Origin of the sequence: Micromonospora sp. NPDC049301 (assembly GCF_040678715.1) — a bacterium.
Taxonomy (GTDB): Bacteria; Actinomycetota; Actinomycetes; order Mycobacteriales; family Micromonosporaceae; genus Micromonospora.
Genome location: NZ_JBFAQO010000009.1, coordinates 209,037 through 220,663, shown reverse-complemented (window position 1 = coordinate 220,663; position 11,627 = coordinate 209,037). Strand labels below are relative to the sequence as shown.

13 protein-coding genes are annotated in these 11,627 nt (G+C 72.6%); 3 read left to right on the top strand and 10 right to left on the bottom strand.

Features of this window, described 5'->3' with window-relative positions; all coding sequences use genetic code 11:
* Nucleotides 1-90 precede the first annotated feature (90 nt).
* The 3 genes from AB0K07_RS25710 to AB0K07_RS25700 are packed head-to-tail and all read right to left on the bottom strand — an operon-like array spanning nt 91 to nt 2,535.
* Nucleotides 91-945: an ABC transporter permease gene (locus tag AB0K07_RS25710; RefSeq protein WP_363758388.1), complete on the bottom strand. Its 855-nt coding sequence runs from the start codon at nt 943-945 to the stop codon at nt 91-93.
* Entirely contained in the window at nt 942-1,955 is a 1,014-nt protein-coding gene (locus AB0K07_RS25705; protein ID WP_363758386.1) for an ATP-binding cassette domain-containing protein, read from the bottom strand. The genes AB0K07_RS25710 and AB0K07_RS25705 overlap by 4 nt, the downstream gene beginning before the upstream one ends.
* A gap of 25 nt (nt 1,956-1,980) precedes the next feature.
* Nucleotides 1,981-2,535: an NAD(P)H-dependent oxidoreductase gene (locus AB0K07_RS25700; RefSeq protein WP_363758384.1), complete on the bottom strand. Its 555-nt coding sequence runs from the start codon at nt 2,533-2,535 to the stop codon at nt 1,981-1,983.
* Nucleotides 2,536-2,679: 144 nt separating this feature from the next.
* Between AB0K07_RS25700 and AB0K07_RS25695 the strand changes: the two genes are divergently transcribed.
* Nucleotides 2,680-3,192 carry a GNAT family N-acetyltransferase gene (locus AB0K07_RS25695; protein ID WP_363758382.1) on the top strand — a complete coding sequence of 171 codons (513 nt, stop codon included), beginning with the start codon at nt 2,680-2,682 and terminating at the stop codon, nt 3,190-3,192.
* Between the two features lie 25 nt (nt 3,193-3,217).
* Here AB0K07_RS25695 and AB0K07_RS25690 read toward each other — a convergent pair whose 3' ends face one another.
* The 4 genes from AB0K07_RS25690 to AB0K07_RS25675 form a co-directional block, all read right to left on the bottom strand.
* Nucleotides 3,218-4,204: an aldo/keto reductase gene (locus AB0K07_RS25690; RefSeq protein WP_363758380.1), complete on the bottom strand. Its 987-nt coding sequence runs from the start codon at nt 4,202-4,204 to the stop codon at nt 3,218-3,220.
* A gap of 123 nt (nt 4,205-4,327) precedes the next feature.
* Complete coding sequence (locus AB0K07_RS25685; protein ID WP_363758378.1) at nt 4,328-5,023, bottom strand: hypothetical protein; 696 nt, start codon at nt 5,021-5,023, stop codon at nt 4,328-4,330.
* Nucleotides 5,024-5,104: 81 nt separating this feature from the next.
* Nucleotides 5,105-5,956, bottom strand: a complete 852-nt coding sequence (locus AB0K07_RS25680) for an aldo/keto reductase (protein WP_363758376.1) — start codon at nt 5,954-5,956, stop codon at nt 5,105-5,107.
* A 138-nt stretch (nt 5,957-6,094) separates the two neighbouring features.
* A complete protein-coding gene (locus AB0K07_RS25675) occupies nt 6,095-7,060 on the bottom strand; it encodes a LysR family transcriptional regulator (protein WP_363758374.1) in 966 nt (321 codons plus the stop codon).
* Nucleotides 7,061-7,112: 52 nt separating this feature from the next.
* Here AB0K07_RS25675 and AB0K07_RS25670 point away from each other — a divergent pair, with 52 nt between their 5' ends.
* Both AB0K07_RS25670 and AB0K07_RS25665 read left to right on the top strand, forming a co-directional pair.
* Nucleotides 7,113-8,036 (top strand): serine hydrolase, encoded by a 924-nt coding sequence (locus tag AB0K07_RS25670; RefSeq protein WP_363758372.1) that lies wholly within the window; start codon nt 7,113-7,115, stop codon nt 8,034-8,036.
* A 154-nt stretch (nt 8,037-8,190) separates the two neighbouring features.
* Nucleotides 8,191-9,168 (top strand): MBL fold metallo-hydrolase, encoded by a 978-nt coding sequence (locus tag AB0K07_RS25665; RefSeq protein WP_363758370.1) that lies wholly within the window; start codon nt 8,191-8,193, stop codon nt 9,166-9,168.
* Between the two features lie 47 nt (nt 9,169-9,215).
* On the opposite strand, the gene AB0K07_RS25660 is transcribed toward AB0K07_RS25665, so the two are convergent.
* The 3 genes from AB0K07_RS25660 to AB0K07_RS25650 are packed head-to-tail and all read right to left on the bottom strand — an operon-like array spanning nt 9,216 to nt 11,620.
* Nucleotides 9,216-9,755, bottom strand: a complete 540-nt coding sequence (locus AB0K07_RS25660; protein ID WP_363758368.1) for a DUF1697 domain-containing protein — start codon at nt 9,753-9,755, stop codon at nt 9,216-9,218.
* 30 nt (nt 9,756-9,785) lie between these two features.
* A complete protein-coding gene (locus AB0K07_RS25655) occupies nt 9,786-10,469 on the bottom strand; it encodes a response regulator transcription factor (RefSeq protein ID WP_363758366.1) in 684 nt (227 codons plus the stop codon).
* Complete coding sequence (locus AB0K07_RS25650; RefSeq protein WP_363758364.1) at nt 10,466-11,620, bottom strand: sensor histidine kinase; 1,155 nt, start codon at nt 11,618-11,620, stop codon at nt 10,466-10,468. The genes AB0K07_RS25655 and AB0K07_RS25650 overlap by 4 nt, the downstream gene beginning before the upstream one ends.
* Nucleotides 11,621-11,627: the final 7 nt, after the last annotated feature.

The window sequence follows — 11,627 nt, the reverse complement described above, 5'->3', positions numbered from 1 at the left end:
CCGGCAAGGTCGCCGGGACCGGACAGCGCCGCCCCGCACGACGAACGGGCGCCGCCACGTCGGTGGCGGCGCCCGTTCGTCAGGGCAGGATCAGCGGCGGTTGTAGCGGTACATCGTGAGCGTGCCGAAGACGACCACGAACCCGGCGCTCCACACCAGCAACCACATCACGCTGGACGGATCCGACGAGCCGGACATCGCCGCCCGGACGGCGGCGACCAGCTGCGTCACCGGGTTGACGTTCACGAACGCCTGGAGCCAGCCGGGCATGGTGCTCGGCTCGACGAAGACGTTGCTCAGGAAGGTCAGCGGGAACAGCACCATCATGCTGACGCCCATCACCGACTTCTCGCTGCGCAGGATCAGCCCGAAGAACGTCCACACCCAGGAGAACGCGAACGAGAAGACCACCAGCAGCCCGATCCCGGCGGCGACGCCACCCACCCCGCCGTCGGGCCGGAACCCGAGCGCCAGCCCGACGCCGAGGATCACCAGGGCGGCGAGGATGTAGCGCAGCACGTCGCCGAAGATCATGCCGACCAGGGCGGCCGGCCGCCAGACCGGCAGCGTCCGGAAGCGGTCGAAGATGCCCTTCTCGATGTCGGTGTTCAGGCCGACGCCGGTGTACATGGTGATCATCACGACGCTGGTCACCATGATGCCGGGCAGGAAGAACTGCAGGTAGTCGCGCGGGCTGTCGGCGAGGGCGCCGCCGAACAGGTACGTGAACATCAGCACCATGATGATCGGGAACGCGGTCACGTCGAAGAGCTGCTCCGGCACGTGCTTGATCTTCAGCATGGCCCGCCAGCCGAACGTCAGCGAGGCGCCCAGCGCGCTGGGCCGGGGCGGTCGGGCACCGGGCGCGAGCACGGTCGCCAGCGCCTCGGCGGACGGGACGTAGACGGACGGGGCCCGTTCGGTCGTGGTGGTGGCGTTGCTCATCGGGCTGCCTCCAGCTGGTCGTCCCGCTCGTCGGCGGGTACGGCGGGGTGGTCGGTCAGGGCCAGGAAGACCTCGTCGAGGCTCGGCTGGCCGAGGGAGAAGTCGTCGACGACGATCCCGGCGCGGGCCAGGTCGCCGAGCGCGCGGGCGGCCTGGGCGCTGGCGTCGAGGTCGCTGCCCGCCTCGCCGACCCGGGCGAGCAGGGCGACCGGGTCCGGTTCGAGCTGCACCGGTACGCCCAGTGCCGCCTGGAGCACCTTCTCCGCCTCGGGTCGCTGCGCGGGGTCGCGCAGTCGCAGGTGCACGGTGCCGGAGCCGACCGACGACTTCAGCTCGCCCGGGGTGCCCTCCGCGATCACCCGGCCGTGGTCGACGACCGCGATCCGCCCGGCGAGCTGGTCGGCCTCGTCCAGGTACTGCGTGGTCAGCAGCACCGTCGTGCCGTGTGCCACCACGGCCCGGACGATCTCCCACACCTGGTTGCGGCTACGCGGGTCGAGACCCGTCGTCGGCTCGTCGAGGAAGAGCAGGTCGGGCGTGTTGAGGATGCTGGCCGCGATGTCGATGCGCCGCCGCATCCCGCCGGAGTACTTCTTCACCTGGCGGTCGCTCGCCTCGGTCAGGCCGAACGCGGCGAGCAGTGCCGCCGCGCGGTCGCGGGCGGCCGGCTTGCGCAGGCCGAGCAGGCGGGCCAGGAGCACCAGGTTCTCCGTACCGGTCAGGTCCTCGTCGACCGAGGCGTACTGGCCGGTGAGGCTCACCCGGGCGCGGACCGCGTCCGCCTCCCTGACCACGTCGTGCCCGAACACGCGCGCCGTGCCCCCGTCGGGCCGCAGCAGCGTCGCGAGCACCCGTACCGCGGTGGTCTTGCCCGCCCCGTTCGGGCCGAGCAGGCCGTAGACGGTGCCGGCGGGCACCTGCAGGTCGATGCCGGCCAGCGCCTTGGTGTCCCCGAACGAGCGGGTGAGCCCCTCGGCCTCGATGGCCAGGCCGGTGGTGCGTCTACTCATGATCCTTACCTTTCGTTGGTCGTGTTCAGGAGGCGTAGGGCCGGGCGGTGCGCCCGTCGCGCAACGCCAGCCCCCACCAGCGGAGCTGGTCGAGCAGGACGCAGGTGTCCCGGCGCAGCTCGTCGGTGCACTGCGGCGTCGGCTCGCCGGCGAGCAGGTCGATCCCGACGACGTCGCGCACCGTCATCGCGTGCAGTGCGGTGAAGACCGTGCGGAGCTGGTCGACCGCGTGCAGGCCGGTGGACCGGCAGCCGTACGACACGAAGCCGACCGGTTTGGCCTGCCACTCGTCGTACGCGTAGTCGATCGCCTGTTTCAACGGTGCCGGGAAGCTGTGGTTGTACTCGGGGGTGACCACGACGAACGCGTCCGCCCGGCCCACCTCGCGGACGAACGCCCGGATGGACGCGGTCGACTCGGCGGGGTAGCTGGACGGAAAGTCGTACTCGTTGAGGTCAACGACCGTCACGCTGAGGTCGTCGTGCCGCTCGGCCTGGTCGACGAACCAGCGGGCGACCCGGTCTCCGGCCCGCCCCTCCCGGGTGCTGCCGATGATCACGGCGATCCTGAGCGGCGTCATCGTTTCCCCCTCCCGGCGTCACGGTCTCACCCAGGAGGCGCGAGGGGGCGGCCGGAGGCCCGCTAGATCCGTCCTAGCGGGCGGTGTTTCGGGGACCGATGTCAGAGCCATCGGCTTGACTGGGGCCGAGGAACAGGGGGCGGGATGGCGCAGGTACGCATCGAGCCGTGGCGCGAGGACGACCTCGACCTGCTGCGGCAGCTCAACTCACCGGACACGCGCAGGCACACCGGCGGTCCGGAGACCGACGAGCAGGTCCTCGCCCGGCACGACCGGTACGTGCACTTCGCCGAGGGCGGGCAGGGCTGCATGTTCACCCTGGTGCTGCCCGACGGGGCTCGTGCAGGCAGCGTCGGCTACTGGGCCCGGGAGTGGCGCGACCAGCCGGTGTACGAGATGGGCTGGGCGGTGCTGCCCGCGTACCGGGGGCAGGGGCTGGCCACCGCCGCGGTGCTGGCGGTCGTCGACGTGGCCCGCGCCCGGCGGACCCGCCGCTACGCGCACGCCTACCCCTCGGTCGACAACCCCGCCTCGAACGCGGTCTGCCGCAAGGCCGGCTTCACACTGCTGGGCGAGACCGACTTCGAATACCCGCCGGGGCACATGATGCGCGCCAACGACTGGCAGCTCGACCTGACCGCCCCACCGGCGGGCTGACGCCGGCGGCGCGGTCAGCGCGCGGTCACCAGGTGGTGTCGAGGCGGTGCCGCTGCTCGGCGGTCAGCTCCAGGTCCACCGCCGCGAGGCTCTCGTCGAGTTGGGCCACCGAGGAGGCGCCCACCAGTGGGATCGACGGCAGGTCGCCGCCCAGCAACCAGGCGAGCACCACCTGGTTGACCGTCGCGCCGGTCTCCCCGGCCAGCTCGCGCAGCGCGGCCAGCCGGCGCGGCGCGCTCGGCAGGTCGTACGCCTCGCTGAGCGGCTTGTCCGCCCGGGTGAACGCCCCCTTGAGCAGCGGCGAGTACGCCACCAGGGTCAGCTCCGGCTCGGCGCGCAGGTAGCTGAGCAGATCCCCGCCCACGCCGCCCGGCTCGCCGTCCGGGTCCAGCGCGCTGGCCAGGTCGGTCCGATTCGGCAGGTAGCTGCGGTGGTACTGGAGCACCTCGTAGCCGGGCAGGCCGGCGGCGGCGGCCAGCGCGCGGGCCCGCTCGACCCGCCAGGCCCGGTGGTTGCTCGCCCCCAGCAGGCCCACCGTCCCCTCCGCGACCAGCTCGGCGAAGCCCTCCACGGTCTCCGACAGCGGCACCGTGCGGTCCTCAATGTGCGCGTAGAGCAGGTCCAGCCGCTCCACGCCGAGCCGGTCCCGGCTGCGCTCCGCGGACTCGCGGATCACCTTGGCGGACAGGCCCTCGGCGTTGTCCAGGTAGCTGGTCCCCGGGGCCAGCGGGCGCGCGCCCAGCTTGGTGGCGATGACGATCTCGGCGCCGACGCCCCGGCTGCGCCGCCACCGGCCGAGCAGCTCCTCGCTCTGCCCGCCCTGCCCGCCGTCCACCCAGAACGCGTAGTTGTCCGAGGTGTCGATGAACGTGCCGCCGGCCTCGACGTACCGGTCGAGGATCGCGTACGAGGTGGCCTCGTCGGTGGCGCTGCCGAACAGCATCGCGCCGAGGCTGAGCACGCTGACCTCGCGCCGGGTCGCCGGGTCGGTGCCGATGGTGCGGTACCGCATGGGGATCTCCTTTCGTGCGCCCGTACCGGTGGGCGCCCGCGTGTCACCCTGCCGGCTGGAGCGCACTCCAGGTCAAGCGAAGGGGCAGGCGCGGCAGCAGCGGCGCGCGCCCCGCGGCGGCGTTCAGACGGCCTTCTCGAAGGCGGCAACCGCCAGCGGCGCGATCTTCGCGATCAGCGCGGTGCCGGCCGCCAGGTCTCCGTTGCTCGCCGAGGCGTCCACCTCCATGACGAAGTTGCCGCGTACCAGGACCAGCGTGCACTGGTGCCGGGTGGTCTTCCCCTTCAGCCGCTCGCAGAAGGTGATCACGTCGGGGCCGTTCGGCACCGGCGGGGGCGACGGCCGCACGATCGTCGACGTGCGCCCGTCGTCGGGCACCTCGTACTCCTTGCACGTCGCGAGGACGGACCGCAGCTCGTCGGCGAGCTTGCGGCCGGGCACCTTCAGGTAGCCGACCACGTACTGCCGGATCCACACGTCCTCGCCGTCCCAGAGCCGCTCCCGGTAGGCGGTGCGTTTGATGTCCGACGGCAGGCTCGCCCTGCACAGGGAGATCAGTTTCCACGCCTCGGTGTTCTCGTCGGTGTACTGGGCGGTCTCCGGGTGGAACGTCGCGTCCAGGTTCAGCATCGCCCCGGTGACCCGGCTGCGGGCCTCGGCGGTGGAGGTCGGCGCCGGGCGCGGCTTCGGCGGGGTCGGGGAGGCCGACACCGTCGGCGCGGACCAGCGGGGAGCCTCGGCGGCCTTGCTCGGGGCGCAGGCCGACGAGCCGAGCAGGAGTAACGACAGCGGAACCAGGATGGTACGGCGGAGCGACATCGCCGGGGGCGGTCCTTTCGCGCGAAAAAGGGGGGCCCGACCGGGCCCCCCTTTTCGCTGGCGTCGTCGCCGGCCGTCGCGTTACGCCGGCAGGTAGGCGAAGGTGTCCGGGTTGGGGCCCTGCCGCCCGGCCTCGCCCTTGTCCAGGGCGGTGATCCGCTCCATCGCCGTGTCGTCCAGCTCGAAGTCGAAGATCCGGGTGTTCTCCTCGATCCGCTTCGGGGTGGTCGACTTCGGGAAGATGATGTCGCCGCGCTGCACGTGCCAGCGGAGCACCACCTGCGCCGGGGTCCGGCCGAGCTGCTCGGCGATGTCGATGACCGTCGGGTCGCCCAGCACGTTGCCCTGCGCGATCGGCGACCACGCCTCGGTGAGGATGTTGTGCTCCCGGCCGTAGGCGCGGACCTCCTCGTTACCGAAGTACGGGTGCACCTCGATCTGGTTCACCGCGGGCACCACGTCCGCCTCGGCGGCCAGGCGCTGCAGGTGCGACACCTGGAAGTTCGACACGCCGATCGAGCGGGCCCGGCCGTCGCGCTGGAACTCCTCCAGCACCTTCCAGGTGGAGACGAAGTCGCCGTCGTACAGGGTCGGCAGCGGCCAGTGGATCAGGAACAGGTCGATGTGGTCCATCTTCAGCGCCGCCAGGGTCGAGTCGAACGCCTTGCGGGCGTCGTCGGGGCGGTGGAAGGCGTTGTTCAGCTTGCTGGTCACGTAGACCGCGTCCCGGTCGAGGCCGGACACGCGTACGGCCTCACCGACCTCGGCCTCGTTGCCGTACATCTCCGCGGTGTCGATGTGCCGGTAGCCCACCTCCAGCGCCGTGGTCACCGCCTCGACGGTGTCCTTCGGCTCGATCTGGAACACCCCGAAGCCGAGCTGCGGGATGGTCGTGCCGTCGTTCAGGCTGATGTCGGGAATCGTGTTGGCCACTGCGGCTCCTTCGCGTCTTCGTCCGAGGCACCCGGGCGCGGAATCACGTCCACCGGTGCCACCTGTTATCCCTACCCGAGCGGGAGGTCGTTTCACCGCCGATCGCGAGGTGACGAGCGCAACGTGGCGTACGGGCGCTCACCCGGTCGTGTCGAAGAGCACCGGCCAGGGTCGCGCCGCCGGCACCGACGGCGGGGTGTTCGGTGCCGGCGTGGGCTCGGCGCCGGCCAGCACCGCGGCGGCGAGCTGCCCGAACATCGGCGCCGCCGGATGCGCGGACCGGTCCGGCCAGGCCGCCGAGGTCCGCTTCGCCAGCGGCGCGTCGGCGACCGGCCGCCAGGCGATCCGGGGTTCCCGGCGGGCCACCGTCGCCGGTTCCACGGCCACCGCGCCGCCGGCCAGCACCAGCCCGAAGAGGAACTCCGGGTTGCGCGCCGGCCGGACCCGCGCCGGCCGCCAGCCGTGCCGGCGGCACACCGCCAGCAGGTGGTCGTGCCAGCCGGGCGCGGTCGCCCGGGGCGCGGCCACCAGGTCCAGGCCGGCCAGGGCGGCGAGCGTCACCTCCCGGTCGCGGGCCAGCGGCGAGGTGCGCGGCAGCAGCACCCCGAGGGGTACGTCGACCGAGGCGCCGAAGCGCAGCCCGTCCGCCGCCACCGGGTGGTGCACCAGCCCCACGTCCAGGTTCCGCTCGGTGAGCATCCGCACCTGCTCGCTGCTGGTCAGCTCGTGCAACTCCACGTCCAGGTCGGGGGCCCGGTCGGTGAGCGCGTCCAGCAGCAGGCGCAGCGTCACCGCGGGCGTCTCCGGTGGTACCCCGGCCCGCAGGATGCCCAGCTCGCCGGCACGGACCTGCCCCATCAGGTTGCGCAGCCGTCCCTCGACGGCGAGCAGTTCCGCGGCCTCGCCGAGCAGCAGCTCACCGGCGGTGGTGAGCCGCACCTGGCGGCGGGACCGGTCGAACAGCTCGACCGTCAGTTCCCGCTCGAGCCGCTGGATCGACTGGCTCAGCGGCGGCTGGGCCATGCCGAGCAGCTCCGCCGCCCGCCCGAAGTGCAGCTCCTGGGCGACCACCACGAAGTGCCGCAGGTGTCGGAGCAGGTCCACGGCCCGGACCCTACGCCAGCGCCGGCAGCGTGCTGCTGGATACCGTGCCTGCGTGGACGTGGGGGAGCACATCGAGAGCATCTTCGCCGGTGCCGGGGCCACCGCCAGCCTGCACGCGGTCGACCTGGACGCCGTGGATCTGACCGTGGAGCCCGCCGACGACCCGGCGGGCGGCGGTCCGGGGGTCGGGGTGCGGGCCGACGAGCAGGTGGTGATCGCGTCGATCTTCAAGATCCTGCTGGTGCTGGAGTTCGCCCGGCAGGTCGTCGCCGGCCAGCTGGACCCGACCGAGCGGATCCTGGTCACCGCCGCCGACCGGCTGGGCGGGTGGGGGCTGGCCGGCTGCACCGACGATGCCGAGGTGTCGCTGCGCGACCTCGCGTACTTCGCCATGTCGGTCAGCGACAACACCGCCGCCGATCTGCTGCTGCGCCGGGTCGGCCCGGACCTGCTGCCGATGCTCGCCGCCGAGCTGGGGTTGACCCGCACCCGCGTCCTCGGCGGCCCCCGGGACCTGGTCGAGGCGATGCTCGCCGACGTGGGCGCGCGAACCGACGCGGAGTTCGCCCGGATCTTCCCCACCCTGCCGGCGGAGAGGGTCTGGGCCATGCGGGTCTTCGACCCGGCGCGCACCACGTCCAGCACGCCCCGGGAGATCACCCGGCTGCTCACGCTGATCTGGCGCGACGAGGCCGGGCCGCCCGAGGCGTGCGCCATGGTCCGCACCTGGATGGCCCGGCAGCTCTTCTGGACCCGGCTGGCCGCCGGGTTCCCGCCCGGCGTGCGGGTGTCCGGCAAGACCGGCACCCTGCCCGGCCTGCACCTGGAGGCCGGCGTCGCCGAGTACCCCGACGGCGGCCGGTACGCCATCGCCGTCTTCGCCCGTGCCGACCGGCTGGCGCCGCGCCGGATCGACGTGGACGTGGCGATGGGGCACGCGGCCCGGACGGCCGTGGAGGCGCTGCGCGGCGACTGATTTTCCGCCCCGCCGAGCCTCGTCACACCGTCGCTGGGCCGGCCCGATATGCGGGCGCGTATCGGAGCCGGCGGTGCTGGATCTTGGACCTGGGCCGGGTGGCGCTGATTGGCTTCTGTCGACCAGTCGCCCGACCACGGGGAGTAGATCCGTCATGCCCAGTCTCGACCGCCGGCGCTTCCTGCGCGACGCCGCCGCCACCACCGCCCTCGTCTCCGCCGGCGGCCTCGCCGCCACCTCCGCCACCCCAGCCCAGGCCGCGCCGTCGGCCGCCGCCCCCGCGCCGACCAGCCGCCGCAGCGGCGCGGTCAGCTTCCGCTGGTGGGGTACGGCCGGCTGGCGCATCGACATCGGGGACCGGACGGTGCTGGTCGACCCCTTCCTCAGCCGGATCGACACCGGGCTGTTCACCGGCCCGTTCAACACGGCCACCCCGTTGACCGTGCGCACCGACGTGATCGACCCGCGCGTCGACCGGGCCATGACCGTGCTGGTCACGCACACCCACTGGGACCACTTCATGGACGTGCCCTACATCGCCAAGCGCACCGGCGCGCGGGTGTTCGGCACGCTGACCGCCTACCACCTGGGGTTGGCCTACGGGGTGCCGTCGACGCAGCTCAGCGCCGTGAAGGGTGGTGAGGTGCTGGACTTCGGCGACCACAGCGTCGAGGTGGTCGGCTCGCTGCACAGCCGCAACGCGACGTACTCGGTGGCGTTTCCGGGGGTGCGGGTGAGCCAGCCGGCGCTGCCCGCGACCATCGGTGACCTGCCGGAGGGGGACACGCTGGGCTACCTGCTGCGGGTCGACGGCGGCCCGTCGGTCTACTTCACCGGGGCCAGCGACGTCGCCGAGCGGAACCTCACCGGCCTGGCACCGGACGTGGCCATGGTGGCCATGCAGAGCGCCACCACCACCGGCGACTACCTGCCCCGACTGCTGGCCGGCCTGGACTACCCGAAGGTCGTGGTGCCGGTGCACTGGGACAACTTCGAGACCCGGTTGCAGAACCCGCCGGTCGTCGCCCCGGCCGACCGCCTCCGGCTGGACGAGATGATCGCGGCGGTGCGCCGGATCTCGCCGCGCAGCCGGGTCCTGGTACCCGAGTACGAGACCGCGTACCACTTCTGACCGGTCCGGGTGGGGGTCGCGGCCCGGCCGGCGCGGCCCCCGCCGGCTCAGCCGGCGGCCAGCTCCGCGAGCGCGCGCACCGACTTCCAGTTCCGGGTGGTGGCCACCACGTCCAGCTTCTTCTCCAGGTACGCGTTGGTGAACTTCGACCGCCCGTAGCCACCCTCGGGGAAGTGCAGGTAGACCTCCCGGCCGGTCACCGTGAACGACACGTTCTCGCCGCCGGGCACGGTCAGCGCGTCCACCATGGACCGCTTCGGGGCGGTGGCGAGGAAGGCCACCAGCAACCTCGTCGGGTCGTCCTCCTGCTCGGCGTACGGATTGCCGCCGGCCACCGCCGCCAGCTCCCGGGCGCTGCGTACCAGCACCGGCACGCTCAGCCCCAACTCGTCGGCGAGCACCCGCTCGATCCCGCCGGCCAGCCGCTCGGCGTCCCGTACGGTGCTGCCGAACACCACGTTGCCGCTCTGCAGGTACGTCTTGACGTCCTCGTGCCCGAGGTCGGTGACGAGCCGACGCAGGTCGGCCATCGCGAGCCGGGTGGTGCCGACGTTGACCCCGCGCAGCAGGGCGACGTAACGGGTCATGGCTTCTCCTCGGGTGCGCGGCCGACTCGCTCAGCGTAGGTCGGTCGGCCTCGACCCGCCGAGACCTACCAGGCCCGTTTCGTAGGCGACGATGACCAGTTGCGCCCGGTCGCGCGCCGCCAGCTTCGTCAGCAACCGCCCGACGTGCGTCTTGACCGTTGCCGGGCTGAGACTGAGGTGCGCGGCCAACTCCGCATTGGACAGACCGCGGGCGATCAGCGCGGGCACTTCCCGTTCCCGATCGGTCACCCCGTCAAGGTGTCGGGGCAGCGGACGGGCCGGCTCTGGCCGGCGGGCGAACTCGTCGATCAGCCGGCGGGTCACCGTCGGCGCGAGCAGCCCCTCGCCCCCGGCGACCACCCGGATCCCGGCCAGCAGGTCCGCTGGTGGGGTGTCCTTGAGCAGGAACCCGCTGGCTCCGGCGCGCAGCGCCCCGTAGACGTACTCGTCCAGGTCGAACGTCGTCAGGATGATGACCCGGGTGCCGGCTGTCGCCGGGTCGACGCAGATTCGCCGGGTCGCCTCGATGCCGTCCATCTCCGGCATCCGTACGTCCATCAGCACCACATCCGGCCGGTGTTGTGCGGTCAACGCGACGGCCTCCACGCCGGTGCCCGCCTCGCCGACAGTGGTGAAGTCCGGAGTCAGATCGACCAGGAGTCGGAAGCTGCCGCGCAGCAGCGCCTGGTCGTCGGCGATCAGCACCCGGATCACGCGGCCACCCGGTAGGGCAGGTTGGCCGTCACCGCGAAGCCGCCGTCGGAGCGTGGTCCGGCGTGGAACTCTCCACCGTGCAACGCCACCCGTTCCCGCATGCCAATCAACCCGTGTCCCTCCCCGACCGCAGACACCGGTCGCCGGCCGTCGTCGGTCACCTCCACCCGCACCTCGGTGGGCAGGACGGTCACCGTCGCCCGGCAGGCGGCCGGGGCCGCATGCTTCACCACGTTGGTCACCGCCTCCTGCACGATCCGGTACACCGCGAGGCCCACGGATTCCGGCACCGCGCCGGCCTCCTCCCGCCGTACGTCGAGCCGTACGTCGACACCGCCGATCGCCGCCTGCTCGGCGAGCACCGGCAACTCGTCCAACCCGGGCGTCGGGGCGAACGGGGTGCCCTCCCGCAGTACGCCGAGCACCCGACGGACGTCGGTCAACGCGCTGCGGCCGGTCTCCTCGATCACCCGCAGGGCGGCGCCCGCCTCGCGCGGGTCGGCCTCGGCGACGTGGTTGGCGACGGCCGCCTTCACCACGATGAGGCTCAGCGTGTGCGCCACCACGTCGTGCAGCTCGCGCGCCACCCGCAGTCGCTCCTCGGTGGCGGCCTGACGGACCAGGTTCTCACTCTGACGGGCGGCCAGGGCGCGTCGCTCCCGGATCAGCCAGCCGATCAGCCAGGCTGGCGCGATCATGACGGCGGCGTAGGCGACCGCCCCGGTCCGCGACCAGAGGTCGCCCGCGGTCAGCACCAGCGCGACGCTCACCAGAGCGAGACAACCGGCGGCGCAGAGCATCGATCGGCGCGTGGTCGTCGACACGGCCACCGTGTAGAAGGACAGGCCGATGGCGAACGCCGGCGCGGCAGCCGCGAAGTTGGGAATCACGCCGGTGACCAGGGCAATGGTGCTGATCGAGCTGATCACGATGGCGACCGGAACCGGCCACCGTCGCCGGACGGCCAACGGCAGTCCGAGAGTCATTCCGACGAGCACGGACACCCAGAGCGGTTCGCGTACGCCACCGTGCAGCGGCGACTCGAGCGCCGCGTACGGGCAGAGCAGCCCGCCGACCGCCACGGCCAGGACGGCGTCCAGGATGTACAGATCCATCGGCCGCAGTCGCCGGGACAGCAGGAGAGCGATCACCCGACAA